At 50.7% G+C, this 17146-nt stretch carries 19 protein-coding genes; 13 read left to right on the forward strand and 6 right to left on the reverse strand.

Going from position 1 to position 17146, the window contains the following annotated elements; genetic code table 11:
* Positions 1-71 precede the first annotated feature (71 nt).
* Entirely contained in the window at positions 72-1187 is a 1116-nt protein-coding gene (gene tsaD, locus VF575_05090) for a tRNA (adenosine(37)-N6)-threonylcarbamoyltransferase complex transferase subunit TsaD (GenBank protein ID HEX8182944.1), read from the reverse strand.
* 158 nt (positions 1188-1345) lie between these two features.
* On the opposite strand from tsaD, the gene VF575_05095 reads away from it, so the two are divergent.
* The 4 genes from VF575_05095 (at position 1346) to VF575_05110 (ending at position 5233) form a co-directional block, all read left to right on the forward strand.
* Positions 1346-1672 carry a hypothetical protein gene (locus VF575_05095; protein ID HEX8182945.1) on the forward strand — a complete coding sequence of 109 codons (327 nt, stop codon included), beginning with the start codon at positions 1346-1348 and terminating at the stop codon, positions 1670-1672.
* Between the two features lie 42 nt (positions 1673-1714).
* Complete coding sequence (locus tag VF575_05100) at positions 1715-3202, forward strand: LysM domain-containing protein (protein ID HEX8182946.1); 1488 nt, start codon at positions 1715-1717, stop codon at positions 3200-3202.
* Positions 3203-3272: 70 nt separating this feature from the next.
* Complete coding sequence (gene murE / locus VF575_05105; protein HEX8182947.1) at positions 3273-4667, forward strand: UDP-N-acetylmuramyl-tripeptide synthetase; 1395 nt, start codon at positions 3273-3275, stop codon at positions 4665-4667.
* A gap of 86 nt (positions 4668-4753) precedes the next feature.
* Positions 4754-5233 (forward strand): hypothetical protein, encoded by a 480-nt coding sequence (locus VF575_05110; GenBank protein ID HEX8182948.1) that lies wholly within the window; start codon positions 4754-4756, stop codon positions 5231-5233.
* Here the strand turns inward: VF575_05110 and VF575_05115 are convergent.
* Positions 5230-6087, reverse strand: coding sequence for an arginine deiminase-related protein (locus VF575_05115; protein HEX8182949.1), 858 nt, complete (start codon positions 6085-6087; stop codon positions 5230-5232). The genes VF575_05110 and VF575_05115 overlap by 4 nt on opposite strands.
* 151 nt (positions 6088-6238) lie before the next feature.
* Between VF575_05115 and VF575_05120 the strand changes: the two genes are divergently transcribed.
* From VF575_05120 to groL, 3 genes are all read left to right on the forward strand, one after another.
* A complete protein-coding gene (locus VF575_05120; protein ID HEX8182950.1) occupies positions 6239-7165 on the forward strand; it encodes a hypothetical protein in 927 nt (308 codons plus the stop codon).
* 116 nt (positions 7166-7281) lie between these two features.
* Positions 7282-7593, forward strand: a complete 312-nt coding sequence (locus VF575_05125) for a co-chaperone GroES (protein HEX8182951.1) — start codon at positions 7282-7284, stop codon at positions 7591-7593.
* A gap of 37 nt (positions 7594-7630) precedes the next feature.
* Positions 7631-9310 (forward strand): chaperonin GroEL, encoded by a 1680-nt coding sequence (gene groL / locus VF575_05130; protein HEX8182952.1) that lies wholly within the window; start codon positions 7631-7633, stop codon positions 9308-9310.
* An 81-nt stretch (positions 9311-9391) separates the two neighbouring features.
* On the opposite strand, the gene tatC is transcribed toward groL, so the two are convergent.
* Both tatC and tatA read right to left on the reverse strand, forming a co-directional pair.
* Positions 9392-10471 carry a twin-arginine translocase subunit TatC gene (gene tatC, locus VF575_05135; protein HEX8182953.1) on the reverse strand — a complete coding sequence of 360 codons (1080 nt, stop codon included), beginning with the start codon at positions 10469-10471 and terminating at the stop codon, positions 9392-9394.
* The gene (tatA, locus tag VF575_05140; GenBank protein ID HEX8182954.1) at positions 10422-10628 is read right to left on the reverse strand and encodes a twin-arginine translocase TatA/TatE family subunit; all 207 of its coding nucleotides are present in this window, start codon (positions 10626-10628) and stop codon (positions 10422-10424) included. Before tatA ends, tatC begins: the two co-directional genes overlap by 50 nt.
* Before the next feature lie 255 nt (positions 10629-10883).
* On the opposite strand from tatA, the gene VF575_05145 reads away from it, so the two are divergent.
* Positions 10884-11393 (forward strand): hypothetical protein, encoded by a 510-nt coding sequence (locus tag VF575_05145; protein ID HEX8182955.1) that lies wholly within the window; start codon positions 10884-10886, stop codon positions 11391-11393.
* Positions 11394-11452: 59 nt separating this feature from the next.
* Here the strand turns inward: VF575_05145 and VF575_05150 are convergent, their stop codons facing one another.
* Positions 11453-11866 (reverse strand): hypothetical protein, encoded by a 414-nt coding sequence (locus VF575_05150; protein ID HEX8182956.1) that lies wholly within the window; start codon positions 11864-11866, stop codon positions 11453-11455.
* 148 nt (positions 11867-12014) lie between these two features.
* Here VF575_05150 and VF575_05155 point away from each other — a divergent pair, with 148 nt between their 5' ends.
* The 5 genes from VF575_05155 (at position 12015) to msrB (ending at position 16508) form a co-directional block, all read left to right on the forward strand.
* Entirely contained in the window at positions 12015-13046 is a 1032-nt protein-coding gene (locus VF575_05155) for a bifunctional phosphoglucose/phosphomannose isomerase (protein ID HEX8182957.1), read from the forward strand.
* A 52-nt stretch (positions 13047-13098) separates the two neighbouring features.
* Positions 13099-13776, forward strand: coding sequence for a DUF1361 domain-containing protein (locus VF575_05160; GenBank protein ID HEX8182958.1), 678 nt, complete (start codon positions 13099-13101; stop codon positions 13774-13776).
* A 63-nt stretch (positions 13777-13839) separates the two neighbouring features.
* A complete protein-coding gene (argS, locus tag VF575_05165) occupies positions 13840-15546 on the forward strand; it encodes an arginine--tRNA ligase (GenBank protein HEX8182959.1) in 1707 nt (568 codons plus the stop codon).
* A gap of 74 nt (positions 15547-15620) precedes the next feature.
* Positions 15621-16097: an MscL family protein gene (locus VF575_05170; protein ID HEX8182960.1), complete on the forward strand. Its 477-nt coding sequence runs from the start codon at positions 15621-15623 to the stop codon at positions 16095-16097.
* A gap of 3 nt (positions 16098-16100) precedes the next feature.
* Positions 16101-16508 carry a peptide-methionine (R)-S-oxide reductase MsrB gene (gene msrB, locus VF575_05175; GenBank protein ID HEX8182961.1) on the forward strand — a complete coding sequence of 136 codons (408 nt, stop codon included), beginning with the start codon at positions 16101-16103 and terminating at the stop codon, positions 16506-16508.
* Positions 16509-16646: 138 nt separating this feature from the next.
* Here the strand turns inward: msrB and VF575_05180 are convergent, their stop codons facing one another.
* The gene (locus tag VF575_05180; protein HEX8182962.1) at positions 16647-17036 is read right to left on the reverse strand and encodes a helix-turn-helix domain-containing protein; all 390 of its coding nucleotides are present in this window, start codon (positions 17034-17036) and stop codon (positions 16647-16649) included.
* Between the last annotated feature and the right edge of the window lie 110 nt (positions 17037-17146).

Consider the following 17146-nt stretch of genomic DNA (forward strand, 5'->3'; position numbering starts at 1 on the left):
ATGGCGCAGCAATATAACTGGCAATATTGTCACGCCGGGGCAGGCGGTCATGCGGTAAAGGCCGGCCACATCTACATCGACAAATTCGGTGCGATATCAAGCCGGTAGGGGTCAGCCGTTTCGGCGCCAAGCATGGCTTTGTAGCAGCCCAGTGTCGCAATCATGGCACCATTGTCGGTACACAGCTTCGGATCAGTATATTCGATAGGGAAGGCGTGGCTTGGATCCGCACGGCTAATATGGGGCAGGCGCACAGCGAGCTGCCGCCGCAGTTCAGGGCTGCTGGCCACACCGCCGCCGATGATAACCGTAGCCGGCCGATACTCCTCATAGGCAAGCACCGTCTTGTCGACAACCGTTTCGATAGCGACGCGTTGAAAGCTGGCCGCTATGTCAGCCTTTTGCGTATTACTCAGCCGAGCCGCCAAACCACTAGAATGAAACGAAAAATCTTCGCCAATCTGCTCCTGTGCTAGTCGCAGCACTGCAGTCTTGAGGCCGGAAAACGAAAAGTCATATTTGCCGCTCATCCGGGCCTTTGGCAGCTGGTACGCCTGCGGGTTGCCCTCGAGCGCTTTACGGCTGACGCTTGGGCCGCCAGGGTAGGGCAGTCCGATGATTTTAGCTACTTTGTCGAAGGCTTCACCGATGGCATCGTCCTGTGCTTGCCCGAGCAGCGTATAGTCAAAATGATCACGAAAGATAACCAACTGGCTGTGTCCGCCTGAGACAATCAGACCTAACACGGGGAAGACTGGCTGCACCGGCGGCAGTACATAGCCAGGCAGGGCAGTCTCAGTCAAGAAATTGGCGTATAAGTGTCCTTCAACATGGTTAATTGCGTACAGCGGTTTATCGTATGCGATCGCGAGTGTCCGCGCTGTCAATACGCCGATCAGCAGGCTGCCGCCGAGTCCGGCACCGTATGTTACGGCTATTGCATCAATTTGCCGCCATTGCTCATCCTGTCGGCCAGCCAAAACAGGGAAGGCATCGTCCAGAGACTGCCGGATAACCGGCATAATCGATTCGATATGGCTGCGGGCCGCAATTTCCGGTATCACGCCACCATACTGGGCATGCAGATCCATACTGGTCGCCACCACATTGCTGAGCAGGCGCCGCCCATCGACGACCACCGAAGCCGCCGTTTCGTCACAACTCGTTTCTATGCCCAAAACTGTCATATCTACCTCTAGCATACACTATACGCAATACCGGTATTTGCAATCATAGCAAAATGGTTACGTTACTATTGACAATAAGCACATAATTTGCTAGTATAAGCATGTTAGAACATAAACAAAACAAAAATATACTTCTCGGAATCACGAATATTTGAATTATGAGCCATAATCAAGCACCGATATCTCAGCCTAGCTTAGAAAAACAGCGTCTAGCTGCTGACCTAGACGACGTAACTGCTATACCGTTCGATCATTGCAGTTACGGAGAACTGCCCCCATCTCAGGTACCTCATACTCGCAAGATTGAAGTTGTAGAAATTACTCCAGATGCCGAAGAAGCAATTGTGAAAGTACAGAACCCGGTAGCTCGGCAAATCGAAGCCAGAACGCGTGCTGCAGAAACACAACAACGTGTCGGCAAAATTATACAACGAAGCCGGGATAAAATGGCGTTTAGTGATGAACACCGTCAACGCAGTCGATAGCCTGAAATAAGCATAAAGAACTTAAAAGAGTAGATATCATTTATGAATCCAGAATTAAACCCAACAGTCGAACCAGCCTCCGCCGCGCTGGAGCCCAGACAGCAATTAGCCTTGATCCACATCAGCATCAATGGACAGAGCAAGATTCCGACGCTGCAGAAGCTCGACATGGCGCGTCATAAAGCGGGCCGCGTATTAGAGACGGTCGAAGCAGTCGAAACTGAAGCTGCCGGCTCGTACGCTAAACTCGCGAGGGAAGTCCGGCAACAGCTGGATTATGATTCCTGGACACTTAACCAGCCACAGGCTATGCAGGTTGGTGCGATCCTGGACGTAAAATCTCTTAAAGGATTACAAAACTTGCAACAAATCAGCGCAAAGGACCAAGCAGGTAAAATACCGCTGCCGACGTACGATCCGTTTAGCCTGATGTACACCAATATATCGCCTACGTCGTCATCAAAAAATCCACTCGAGGAATTGCAGCAGCGCCACCGCGATCGCATGCTGTTGTCAGAGGCAATCAGGGCTCGTCAATCTGCAGTCGCAGAAAAAGACGACGATGTACTAGTGCAGCTCGACCAGTTTGCGGAACAGCTTGAACAATCCGAACGATCAGAGCCAGGTTTGCTAACGAAGGTTTTGGGCCGCACGGCCAGCCGTTTTTCCCGCAGCGCTGGCAACAACGAAGCGGCGCCCGCAGATCAGGCCAGCAGTCACCGGACGTTCGGGACGGTTGCTGTAGCAGCATGGAGCACGCTAAAAGTAGGCGTAGTCAAAAGGTTGTCGCGTACGCCTGAGCAAATATCTATGCAAGCTGAACCGCGAGACTTAACCGAGCAAACTGGTCAGGGCAATGTAGCCGAGACGAAGCCACTTGGTTTGATACAGAGGATCGAAGGCATACCGATCCTACTTGGGGCGCACGCCATGGTCGGTATTACGAAAATCCGTGAACATTATAATGATGCGGAAAAGGGTCGAGCTCGCAAGAAGCGTGCAGCTATTTTCGCTGGCGGTGTTGCCCTAGTTGGCTTATACGCAGCAACGAGGGGCATCTCGTTGCCGTCGTCACATACTCACGAATTATTGACCGATAATTTACCACAGGGAATTGACACTCCTACCACAGCGAGTGTCGACGGCTTACCAACAAACGATGGTTTTTTGACGGAGCCAGCCGACAGGTTGAGCGACATCCCAGGTCAGTCGGAACTGCGTAATGGCCAAAACACCAGTACGAGTGGGCAGGGGGTATATGAGTATATACCAAAGACCAGTGAACGGGCCGCAGATGTTATTGGCGCACCTGCTATTCAGGCGCCAAATATATCCACAGAAACGCTTCACAAGGTTGTAGCCGGTGATCGAATCTGGGATATTGCGCGAGATCATCTGCAGGAACAAGGCATCAAGCATCCGTCTAATGCACAGATAGATCATTTTTCTGACGCGATTCGTCGCGCCAATGATCTGACGGAAGCAGCTGCTCGCAGCATCAAGCCTGGCGCTCAGCTGAAGATACCATAGCCATAGTATCTGCTGTATACATAATGTATGAGCGGGGCGTTTTCGGTAAGCGTATCGTATACTTAAAGTCATGAACGCACGCAGCCTCATAAAAAAATTTATTCCAAGCGGGCTGTTTCCGGCGATTGAGCCGTACGGCCATTTGGCAGAAGCAGCAGTGCTCAATACACTGAACGGCTTTCCGGCACGAGGCATCAAGGTAATCGGCGTGACCGGCACCAACGGCAAGACATCGACGAGTTACATGATCCACCGCATGCTGCACGAGGCAGGCTATAAAGTCGGGTTGATGACAACGGTGGCATACGGTGTCGGAAATGACATTCACCCGCAGATCCACCACATGACCAATGTCGGCGTGCCTGAGCTCATGAAGCGGCTGAAGTGGATGAAGTCTCAGGGAGTCGAATGGCTGGTACTCGAGACGACAAGCCACGCGCTGGCTCAAAACCGAGTGTGGGGCGTGCCGTATTCCGTGGCGGTGATGACCAACGTAACGCACGAGCATCTGGACTACCACAAGACGTTTGAGCGGTACCGCGATGCCAAAATAAAGTTGTTCAAGCTTGCTGCCGCCAACAAACATGGTTTACGGCTCGGCGTCGTCAACGCCGAAGATCCGTCAGCTAAGAAATTTATGACTGCCGTGCCGCATGCCATCAGCTACGGCGTCGGCAAGGGAAGTCTGAGTGCGGCCAATGTCCGCGCGACGCCGCAGGGAAGCTCCTTTACCGCAACCTTTGATGGTTCGCAGGATCCTGGCGCCCACGACGTTGTGTTCGGAGGCGGCGTGGCCAAAAAAGACCAAGCACCGCGAAAACTACAGCTGACTGTCAATATTCCCGGATCATTTAATATATCCAATGCGCTCGCCGCCGCGAGTACGGGAATAGCGATCGGCTTGACTGATACGCAGATCGAACAGGGCATCGCTGCACTTAGCGGCGTCGAAGGCCGCATGACCAACATTAATGAAGGCCAAGATTATAGCGTCATCGTCGACTTCGCACACACGCCGGATAGCTTCGAAAAGTTATTCAAAGATTTGAAACCGATTGTCAAAGGCCGGCTGATCGTCATGTTTGGCTCGGCGGGACGCCGGGATGAAGCCAAGCGGGCAGTGCAGGGCAAGCTGGCCGGCACCTATGCTGACGCCGTCGTAATTACCGAAGAAGACGACCGCGATATCGACGGAAAGGCCATCATGGCTCAAATTGCCAAAGGGGCCGAAAAAGCCGGCAAAGTCCGCGGCATCAATTTGTTTCTCGTACACGACAGGACGGAAGCGATAGCTTTTACCATGAGCCTAGCACACAAAGATGATACCGTATTGCTGCTGGGCAAAGGCCATGAAAAAACCATAGAGCGCGCCAATGGTGAAAATCCCTGGGACGAGATCGGCGCGGCGCATGACGCTATCAAGGCGCAGTCCGCCAAGAAGCCTCATAAGACAACGCGAAAATAGCAGGACAACGCTGACGATCTGCAAATCCTACAAGAAAATTCTGAATTTGTGGACTTTTGTTGTTTTACGTTGTATAACTATATCAAATGACTGAAATAATCAAGAATGACCAGACGGCAACGCCTGATACGAAGCGACGGTCGCCGCGCCGAGCTGCCGCTGGAATTGTCCTTGCCGGGACTGTTATCGCAGGAGTAAAAATTGGCTTTTTTAATGAGTCGGCAGGCGATACATGTACTGCATCATATGACATCGGTGTTGCTACGTCCGCTGAATATGTTAATGAAACACCCGATAATACACGCTTCAAATTGTTTGTCGGGGCAATTGATAATGATGTTATATCATTGGACGTTCGCACGTATACCGGATCACAACAGCCAAATATGTTCGATATGCAGGGCTACAGTGGTCTTCAAGATGTTTCGTTAGAAAGTCTACATTCTGGCCCGGAACTGGTTTATCCAATTAACAGTCACAATGAACTACTTGTAAATGTTACCCCGGATGCGGTTGCCACAAGTTGCCGGATACCAATAACTGCACCAGTTCAGCCAGCAGGCTAGACCGTATCAAGCGTCAGCGTCGTACAACGGATAAAGCCACCACCTTTAACAAGTTCCTGGATATGTGGCGTGATAGTGCGCAGGCCATGCGCTTCTATGGCTGCCTGGAGCTGCGGAGCTGTGTCGCTCATGACGACTGTTTCGCCAGTTGACAACAGATTGCAGGCAAAACCCTGGGTTGCTTCCTCGAGTGATACCTCGATCTTTTCAATTGGTAGAGCCCGGATCTTCTCTTGGCTGTCTGGCAGAAAAGCGGCGGGGCACCACGCGATAAGATCTTCCCGGAGTATTGATATAGCCAGGTCGATGTCATAGAAGAAACTATCCGGCCAGCCCGTGACGGCATTGATGACCGGCGTGCCCTCATTGTCGAGTTCTGGTATGGTCTGGAGCGATATGACTTCATAGCCAAGCGTGTCCGCGACGAACTGATGCATCCGTGGATCTGTCCGGTAGTTCGATCCGGCGAACAGGTACTTGCCACAAGGCAGGGCGTCACCCTGGCCACTAAAGCGGTACGGCGCTTTGATAATTTTTTTGCCAGCTGCGCGTAGCGCCGCTTCGGCAAACGGTTCTTCGGCCTGGCGCATGTTTGGCAGCGACGACATAATTGCCGTGTCGCCGCGGCACAATGCCCAGTTGGCAGTATAGACGCCGTCCTGACAGCCCGCCGGGGCGCTAATTTTGGTAACGGCGACACCAGCTTGCCTCAAGGCGTCCTGGATAGCAGCGTGCTCATGCACCGCACCGGCCACATTTGGCTGGTTTGTTTTGTCGGAATAGGGGTTTAACTCTTCGACGCTGAAGTAGTCAGCGCCGGACATGAGGACGGTTTGGTTTATTTTATGATACATGATGAGTATTATGCGTAACGATCATGTAATGTGTACAAAAAGCGTATGTTATGAATATTTGAATTATTTTTAAAATAGACTACTCTATTAAAATTGTTTAATTGCAGATCCTATTGTAATTTTTAAAAAAAGTAGTATAATAAAGAACATAATGATCAACAATCCATTCAGTGCGCGCGAAAGCGGCCTTTCTATTTCAAGAGGAGCAGCTCGGGCTACAGAGTTTCCGGGTCTTGTTGAGCCATCAGCAGAACTGATACCAAAAGGACTGCCCGGAATGTTCAGTGCCGTAGAGGAAAGCGGCTTTATGTTTGATCGCAAATTTATGCCAGGCGTATCAGATTTGGCGTTAGAAGCGGAGCTTATAGAGATATCTGACCACGGAAAAACTCGTGAAGAAAGTGGGCATTTGGTATTTTTTGGACAACTTTTATTAAATGCAGACGACGAAGGAGAGCATTCATTGCATGTTGCGGTAAAACCGTTTGACAACGTGAGAGAAGCTGCGCAAGAGTATGCAGTAGAAAGTTATTTTGCTGAAGGAAAAGTACCACAATGCGAAACGTTTACTCCATTGGGAGTAACACGGCTACCAGAAGGTCAAATTGGAATAGTTTCACATTATCGACACTCAGTTAGAAGTATGGATGGAATATTTTGGAATGAAGATCTTGTCACCGACTCTGATATCACGCGCAAGGCGCTCGGAAGGGCGGGTGTGTCACTCGGACTGTTACATTCTGCTGGATGGACGCATGGCGATGCGCAGGTTAAGAACGTTGCATGGGATGTAACGCGTCCATTTGACAGTACGATTGTTCCAGACTTAGAGGATGCACGTCCAGTAAATCACTTAGGCCGTATAGAACAGGACGAACTCAAAGAGCGGGATCTCGATACGTTTATTAGTTCGCTTTTTCAGTTGCAAGAAGCCGGATATAAATTACCATACGATTATGGGGACCAGATTAAAGAACATTTCGGTATTGTATATACCGGTACTAATCAGAACATTTCAGCCACTAAGTCGGCTATAGATATTAGTGTCATTGCCCGAATTGTTGACCGAAATATTTAAATATACATTGCTTGACGTCCTTTTTATCCTCGATTATTATGAGTGCTGAGAGTTAGCACTCTAATGCTTTAAGTGCTAACCTTTATACAGACAACCTGATAATACGGAGGAGTAGCATGACTGCAAACAGTGTTAATAGTGTAAACATACAGCCATTGGCCGACTATGTTGTCGCCCAGGCTGAGGAAGCTGCCAGCAAAACAGCCAGCGGATTATATCTACCAGACAACGCCAAGGAGAAGCCAAAAACTGCCAAAGTTATTGCCGTCGGACCCGGTAAAATCGGTGATGACAACGAGCGGATTCCAATGACTGTCAAAGTCGGCGACCGCATCATTTATAAAAGTTACAGCACGACGGACGTCAAAGTCGGCAATGAAGAGTACATGCTCGTCAAAGAAGAAGATATTCTGGCTACGGTCAAATAAGATAACTAAATTTACGGAAACAGGGGAGTTATAATTTATGGCTAAAAAAGTATTCTACGATGACGATGCACGCAGGCGCGTGCTGGCTGGTGCGCAAATTTTGTATGATGCAGTCAAGACAACTATGGGGCCAAAAGGCCGCAATGTTGTTATCAGCAAAGGCTACGGCAGCCCGACCGTTACGCACGATGGTGTGACGGTTGCCAAGGGTGTCGAGATCGCTGATGTCGATGACGAGACACTAGGGTACAAAGTTGGTGCTGAGCTGATCAAGCAGGCCGCCAGCAAAATGAATGATGTTGCCGGTGACGGTACGACGACGGTGACGGTACTGACGTACCATATATTGAATGAAGCCAACAAGCTGATTGCCGCCGGCCATAATCCAATGCTGCTGCGCCGCGGCCTGGAAGACGCAGCGACGCAGGTAATTACCGAGCTTGAAGGTCTGGCTGAAGACATCAAGGGCAAAAAGAGCCGCGTGGCCGAAGTCGCCACTATTTCTGCCGGAGACGCAGCTATCGGTGAGTTGATTGCCGATGTTATGGATGCTGTGGGCCGTGACGGTGTCGTAACGGTCGAAGAAGGCCAGGGACTGCTGCTAGAAAAGGAAATTGTCGAAGGCTTTACCTTTGACCGCGGTTTTGTCAGTCCGTACATGGTAACTGACACGGCCCGAATGGAAGCTGTCTACGACAAACCGGCGATTGTCATTACGGACAAGAAAATCTCCAACGTTCAGGAATTCCTGCCGCTGCTCGAGAAGCTGGCACAGGCTGGCAAAAAAGATTTGGTCTTGATTGCTGAAGACGTCGAAGGGGAAGCACTTGGTACGCTGGTACTCAACCGTTTGAAAGGCGTCTTTAATACAGTGGCTATCAAGGCGCCGTCCTTTGGTGACCGCCGCAAAGACGTGCTAAATGATATCGCTATCCTGACTGGCGCGACTGTCATCAGCGAAGACCAAGGCTATACATTCGAAAACGCTGAACTTGATATGGTGGGAACTGCCCGGCGCGTTATTGTTGCTAAGGATGAAACGACCATTATCGAAGGCGGTGGCACCGTAACCGAGCTCGATGCACGGATCAAGCAGATCAACGCGCAGGCTGATGCTGCCAGCAGTGAATACGACAAAGAAAACCTCGAGAAGCGCCGGGCTGCCCTCAGTGGTAAGGTTGCGGTTATCAAAGTCGGTGGTGCGACAGAAACCGAAATCGAAGAAAAGAAATTCCGGGTTGATGACGCTGTCCACGCCGTAAAAGCTGCTTTGGCCGAAGGCATAGTGTCGGGTGGTGGCGTCACGCTCATTAACGTTTCAAGTAAATTAGATAAGGTAGAGCTATCAAATAAAGGTATTGCGAGTGGTGATCTCTCATATTCCGCTGGATTTTACCTCCTCAAGAATGCGCTTGAGCAGCCATTCCGTATCTTGATGACCAACTCTGGCCTCAATGCCGACGAATGGCTACCTCAGGTTCGCAAAGCCAAGGCAGGGCAGGGCGTCAACGTCAATGATCCAAGCAAGCTGGTAGATCTGAAGGCTGCTGGTATTATTGATCCAGCCCGAGTGACCAAAGAAGCTGTGCAAAATGCAGTTTCCATTGCCGGCACGGCTATGACGATGGGCGCATTAGTTGTTGATGTTCCTGAGAAATCAGCCGGCGGTGCCGGGGGTGGCCTCGACGCCATGGGCGGCATGGGCGGCATGATGTAACCATCAGTCGTGTAATACCATACACAATAAAATACCGGCCTAGAGATGGGCCGGTATTTTATATGCAAACCAGAGTAATAATTACTTGCTTCGTTGTGGTGGTCGCCTAACGCCATCGACGGAGCGAGTATTGCTTGAGTGTAATACGTTATTTTCTGGCAATGAGCTGCTTGACGCGGCAACTGCTTGTAGCTGTGCGGCTGGCGACAGAGAGCCTGACATAGTCCGAATTGCGTCAAGCTCTGTCTTTATTGAGGATGAAACAGCCCGGACTGTAGACTCTAACGGGGCCATGGCAGTGTCTTCGGCTTCGCGCCAGGTTGTCTGGAAATCGCGTAAGCGTGCTTCGCGCTCGGCACGTGCCACTTTGTCCTGTTCCAGCAGCGTACTGGCACGGCGTGATAGTTTTGGGCGGTTAACATACGCGATTAGGCCAATACCGATTTGGTATGACAGAATCATCGGACCGGCAAGCATCAGCTGGTCAACGACATTCGGCGTCGGGTTCATGATGAATGCCAGCACAAACGCGATGAGAATCATCCAGCGTTCCTTGCCAAATAATCCCTTCGGCGTGAGAGGCTTGATGCGATTGATACAGACTAGTATTAACGGAACCTGAAACAGCAGGGCAGCCCCGAACATATATATCGTCACAAAGGACATGTATGACTGAATAGTAATGAGGGGATGGATTTGATCCGTTGTGAATTGATTAAAAAGGAAATGCATTGTTGCCGGCAGGCCTGCAAAATAGCCAAATGCCATGCCACACATGGCTAGACAGGCCGATATGATACTGCCTTTTAGGGCAAATCGAACTTCATTATCGCCGATTAAAGGTTCAATATATTTCAATATCTGATAGACAATAACCGGCAAGCTGCAGACAATACCGGTGTACATGCAGACTTTAATCAGGAAATCGAGGCCGCCACCCGGTGTCGTATAGATAAGATCCTGGCCTCGGGACGGACGCAGTAGAAACCCTACGATCTGCTGTTGCACACCGTAGGCAGCAGTGGAAAATACAGCTACAGAAAGCGCGACATAGATCAGCCGCCGTCGTAGTTCCAAAATGTGCGCCAGAAAGGTGAGTTTCTGCTCGGTCTTAGGAAGAGGCTTCCGTACGCTTTTCGTCTTTAACGTCTTTTTTGGCATGATCTTCGTTCAGTCCTTTACGCAGCTCGTGCACTGACTCGCCGAGGCTTCGTGATAATTCGGGCAGTTTTTTGCTTCCAAAGAGCAGTAAAACGATTGCAAGAAGTATGAGCAGTTGTGGAGTACCAAGATCGAGGATAGCAAATTGTGTTACCATAGTTTGTCCTTATTCATTAGTCAGTTTATGCTTAAGCTGTAAACATTATTATAATATCATAAGCACAATACAATAAATAGGAGATTGCTGTCAAAAACCTGAGTCTCAGAACGTATCGATGAGTCTCGTCGGCCTGCAGCTGCTAGGACGGGCCAACCAATATCGACAGCTCACGCGCGCAGGGCATTGCGCTTATCCCTTGTTACTTAATCAAAAATATTGCTTAATAATTAGACCGCGGGTATAATGTATGGTATGAAACTATTCAATCGTAAAAACAATACTGCCGCCGCCATACCGGAAGACTTGCAGCCTTATTACAGCAACAAACAGTCAGGCATCAAACGCTGGACTGGGCCTATCCTTCGCATTTTGCTGTTGCTTGCTGTTTTGGCGCTTCTGATATTTGGTGTTAGCTGGTTGGTTCGTCAATTTACCAAGGATGACCCCAAAAATGCAGCTGGCCAGACATCATCGCAGAACATACCTGACCCAGCAGCCGAAAAACCGGCTGGTGATCAGGGCAAGACAGGGACGAGCTCGACATCTACTGCCAAGCCCGCTGCACCCGCAGCCCAATCTCCGACGACGCCTGGCTCCGGCTCAGCAGCAACGCCTGGAACGGCTGCTGCACCAGCTGCTGGCAGCGGTCCTGATACGCTCGCTAACGCCGGACCAACTGAAACATTTGCGCTTTTTGCAGTCGTAACCATGGTCGGCGCATTTGTGCACCGCCTCTATACTGTTCGCAAACTCGGTTCATAATCTGATAATTCGTTCCAATTAAAAACCCGTTGCAGGGCAGGTTTTGAGAGTCAAGTATATTAGGACTGCGAGTTTTGGGTGAAGTAATTGATCTCGTTAACGATATCGAGTAATGCCTGGGCGCGTTCTTTTTCATTTGTGATCTGCTTCGCAGCTTCGTAGGCAACTTTGACAAGTGAGTGATCGTCGGACGCCTGAATCATCATCATGGTCGTGCGGAAGCGTTCTTCCGGCGTTTGGTCGAGTTGGCCGACAAGCGGGCTGAGCGCGCGAAGTGCTTCGTGTTTGATATCGAGCAGGTCGTCTGTGCCGGCGTGAGCCGTTGCCGCGACAGGCGTGGCTACGAATCCACCGAGTGAATTACCGCTCGTGTCGTCCTGCTGCTGGTCGGCAGGGGCCTGCGTCGCAGGATCGTGATTTTCTGATGGTACCTGTGCATTTTCGTCGCCGTCTTGATTGTCGTGCCCAAACATTTCTGTCCCCCTAGTGTGATATATGCGAAGCAGCCGACAGCTGGCCAGTCACCAAACATGATCGAATTTCGCATAAATATTTTAATCCGATATACAATACATATGATACCAAAATTAAGTCGTAAGCAATAGCTGTTTGGAGATTACCATGCTCGATGACCTCAAAATGATTCATGACCGCGATAAAGATGATGCGCTCGGTGTCGCAGAAAAGCAGTGGCAACAACTCCAGCATGTCTTCGATGTTGATGTTCCGCAGTTCGATGGCATTCAAAATGTCATCCTGGCGGGTATGGGCGGGTCGGCCTTCCCGGGAGTGTTCGTTCGCTCATGGCCCGGTACGAGTGTGCCGTTTGAAATTGTCCGGGATTACGACATACCAGCATATGTCGACGAACACACACTGTTTATATCATCCAGCTACTCTGGTAATACCGAAGAAACGCTGTCAGCCCTGCAGGCAGCCGAAGCCCGAAATGCTTGCATCGTTGTCATCGCGGCAGGCGGTAAACTGGCTGAATACGCACGGGAAAAGTCCTATCCGCTATTTACTGTACCGGGAGGAATCCAGCCGCGTATGTCATCGTTCTTCTTCTTGGCAGCAATGATCCAGTTACTCGAACCACTTGGTATTGTTCCGCAGGGAAGCGGTGCCGAAATGGCAAAGACTGGCGACTGGCTCAAAGAACAGACAGCTGGCTGGCGCCCGGACGTCGCAACCGGTAATAACGCCGCCAAGCAGCTCGCGCAGGAACTAATGGGCAAATCAATCGTGGTATACAGCGGCCCCAAGCTATTCCCAGCTGCCAACAAATGGAAAATCTGCACCAACGAAAACGCCAAAAACGTGGCCTGGGTCAACCAATATCCAGAATTCAATCACAACGAATTCATAGGCTGGTACAGTCACCCAACAGATAAGCCGTACGCAGTTATTGAAATCCGGTCCAATTTGGAACATGAGCGTATCCAGAAGCGGTTCGTTGTCAGCGAGCGGTTACTGTCAGGCCTGCGTCCCGCGCCGCATGTTGTTGTTCCAGAGGGGCAGACATTGCTGCAACAACTCGTCTGGACGTCTAACTTTAGTGATTTTACCAGTTTGTATCTGGCGCTGCTCAATGGGCTCAATCCGACGCCAGTAGACCTCGTTGAGAAGCTCAAGGTCGAACTGAACGCATAATATATAACGACCATAAGCTATATTTGGACTGAGTTGGTATACTAAGACTACGATGGTAGAGGTAAAACGCCGGTGGCCCGAGTTGAGCGGCACATTACTGCTTGCATCCTGCGCCAGTCTCGGGCTGTTTGCTGCTGGGGTTATTCGAAATAACAACTACGGTTACAGCTATATGGTTTGGAATCTTTTCCTGGCCTGGCTGCCGCTGCTGCTCATGGTGTGGCTGGTTCGGATTTTGCGGGACAAACGCTGGTCGAGCTGGCAGGGAATTGCCGTTAGCGTTGCCTGGCTTGGGTTTTTGCCCAATAGTTTTTATATGATTACAGACTATATCCATCTGCAGGATACGCCGCGTGTCGACGTCCTGTTTGATGCTGTTATGCTGACCTCGTTTGTCTGTACCGGCCTGGTACTGGGCTACATGAGCCTCTATATGTTTCACGTTGAGCTGCGCAGGCGCGTGCCAGCGCGGAGTGCCGCCAGATTAATCGCGTTTATCATATTTCTGTGCAGTTTCGCGATTTACCTCGGGCGGGATTTACGCTGGAACACCTGGGACTTATTCGTGAACCCGGCGGGTATCTTGTTCGACGTATCCGACCGGCTGATAAACCCGCGGGCCCACCCGCAGATGTTCGTCACGATTTTGTCATTTTTCCTGCTGCTCAGCGTGCTCTACCTGCTCGTCTGGAACGTCATTCATACACTGCGCCCGCTGCCACGGCGCTAATCCTCGGCGCAGGCAGCATAGACTACAATATCCTGTCTGTAACCTCTGTTATACTAGATGGTAATGAAACAAACTATCGAACAAGCCGTCCAGGCCGCCTGCGCTGAGCTGTTTGACATCACGATTGACGCCGAACTAACCCGTCCCGAAGAAAAATTTGGCGACTATGCGACCAATGTCGCACTACGCATGTCCAAACAGCTTGGCCGCAGCCCACGCGAGCTAGCCGAACAGCTGGCAACCAAATTGCGTCAAACGCTCGGTGAAGCAGTCACCGATGTATCAATCGCCGGACCCGGCTTTCTAAATGTGACATTATCGGACGCAGCGCTCCAGGACAGCGTAGCGGCTCGTTCGGTTAGCCGCACGACTGCCGACCATTCAGTTGTTATCGAAACCAACAATCCCAACCCTTTTAAGGCTATGCATATTGGTCATGCATTTAATGCCATTGTGGCTGACGCTATCGCCAACCTGATTGATGCTGGCGGCGTTGCGGTGTGGCGGGTTAGCTATCATGGTGATGTTGGCGCTCATGTCGGCAAAAGTATGTACTCGCTGCTGAGTTACGTCGGCGACGATATCCAGCGGCTGCTAGATATTCCAGAAACTGAACGTAATAGTTTTATGTCGAAAATGTATGCCGAAGGGGCTCAGGCTTACAAACAGGATGAGCAGGCTCAGGCCGACATAGACAGGCTGGCACAACAGTCGTTTGTTCTAGACGATCCGGTCTATAAGCAAGTTTATGAGACATGTAAGCAATGGAGCTTCGACCAGATAGATCATATTGTCGAGCAGCTTGGCAACAAGCCTATCGTGCGCCGCTATTTAGAAAGCGAAGCCGATGCGCTCGGCGTTCAAACGGTCAGAGAACATGTACCCGATGTCTTCCAAGAAAGTAATGGAGCGTTAATTTTCCAAGGCAGCAACTATGGGACATTTGACAATGTTTTTGTCAGCCGCAGCGGCCGGGGTCTGTACGGTGCCCGCGATATTGGCCTCATGCAGCTCAAACACCGCGATTACCCAGCTGCCAGCAAAAGCTACATCGTGACCGCAGAAGAGCAACGAGACTACTTTAAAGGAGTTATTAAGGCCGCCGAGCTTTGCTTGCCTGAGCTGGATGGCTTTACGGTCAACATCTCGACAGGTACGGTCAAACTTAGTACCGGTAAGATGAGCTCCCGAACTGGCGATGTGATTGAGATCGGCTGGCTTTTCGACAAGATTAGCGAGGCTGTACTAGCACGGGGCGGCGAAGCCGCAAGCGATGTTGTGGCAGGAGCACTACGGTATCAATTCCTAAAAGTCCGTGTCGGCAGCGACGTTACATTTGATATTGCAGAAGCTGTCAGTCTGCAGGGTAATAGCGGCCCCTATCTGCAGTACGCTCATGCCCGGGCACGTAGTATACTCGCCAAAGCTGCGTCCGAAGGCGCAGGCGAGGCGGTAAGTACCGGCGATGGCAATCAGCCTGATCATACGGACACTCTACCGGCCGACGGCTTTGAACCTGGCGAGCGCAGTTTGCTGCGCAAAATCAGCGAGTACCCCGAAGTCGTCGACAAGGCTGTTGCTGATCTGATGCCGCATTACATCTGTACTTATCTCTATGAACTAGCCCAGACCTTCAATTCGTTCTACGAGCACAACCGCGTTATCGGGGATCCTCGCCAAGCGGTCCGATTGCAGCTGGCAGAGCGCTATGCAGATACACTCCGTGATGGCCTGACTCTGCTCGGCATTACCGCGCCCGAACGAATGTAGGTGCGGCGCCGAAAGCAAGCCAGGTCGCTCTTACACTTGCAAAACATAAGCATTTATGCTACATTAATATTACTATGCCAAAACAAAAAGATCAGTCAAATCTCAAACAGCCGAAACCAGCTGCTGTCGACCCAAAAACTCTGCGCGTTGAAACTAAATCAAAGGTTGCAAAGAGCAAAGCTCGTCGTAAGTCGTCGGTCGACGTTCTGCTCGAGACTGATGATGTCGTCAAAGCTCAGTTTAGCGGTTTCGTCAACTTTATCCGCGAACACGCCATCGTCGGTGTGGCGGTTGGTTTCGTCGTCGGTCAGCAGGCGCAGGGGATCATCAAGCAGCTTACCACCAGCTTTATCGATCCGGCTTTCAAATTGTTCTTTGGTCAAAGTTTAAGCGGTTTATCATTCACACTGCACCTCGGAGCTAACAACGCTAAATTTATGTGGGGTGCCCTGGTCTATGTCCTCTTAAACCTACTCTTCGTATTAGCGACGATCTATGCGCTTATCAAAATTTTCCAGCTAGACAAACTCGACAAAAAGAAAGAAGATTAATGCATGCAAGATGTATCTGATGACGAATGGAAGCAGAAACTAACCCCCGAGCAGTACGCCGTGTTGCGCCAAAAGGGGACTGAGACGCCGGGTAGTGGCGCGCTGCTGCACAATGACGAAACCGGTGATTATACCTGTGCTGCCTGCGGCAGCGTCGTGTTCCGAAGTGATACAAAATACGAATCGACCATGCCGGGCTTGATTGGCTGGCCGAGTTTCTCGGACATGGCGAGCGATGGTGCCGTACAGCTCGTCCCGGATGACAGCCTCGGCATGAGCCGGACAGAAGCGATCTGCGCCAACTGCGGCGGCCACCTCGGGCATCTGTTCGACGACCCGACCTCGCCGAACGGCCAGCATTATTGCATCAATTCTGTTTCGCTGGATTTCAAAAAGGCTGACGAAAAGTAGGTAGCGGGCAGTTCATACCAGGCGGCATGGCCTTAACGGCAGAGCGTCAACAGTATCTTCGTCGTCCGTCGGACAAACTAAATACTACTCCCAAGAAACAGCGAATTTACCACGCCTGAATTTTGAACTGATTCCGCACTAGCAATCTATGGACGAATCTGGCTCCCTGTAGTACTTGCTGCCCCAGACAGCCATTTGCTGCAGAATAGGGATAAGATCCTGGCCCTTGTCGGTCAGCGCATATTCGCAGCGCGGTGGAACGTCACTGTAATTTTGCTTCGTTATGATGTTGTGTGATTCCAAGTCGTCAAGGCGCTGCGACAAGGTACGCGGGCTGATTGCCGTTGCACCGCGGCTGCCGCGCAGTGATTTTTCGAGTTCTCCAAACCGCTTCGAACCGGTAGCCAAATCGCGCAGAATCAGCGCCGTCCATTTATTGCCAATAATTTCCATGGCGCCGGCAATGCAGCCGACTCGAGGCTCTATAGGAGGCAATGATGTTGCTACGAAAATTCCGTGAGTAGTCATGTTTCTATTATTTCATACTTTACAATGTATAGCTACTAGTGCTACGATAAATACTATACAAAGTATAGCACGTTTCGCGCCAGTATACGCGCCGAACTGCTTAAAGAAAG

The sequence above is a fragment of the Candidatus Saccharimonadales bacterium genome (genome assembly GCA_036388415.1).
Taxonomy (GTDB): domain Bacteria; phylum Patescibacteriota; class Saccharimonadia; order Saccharimonadales; family UBA4665; genus UBA4665.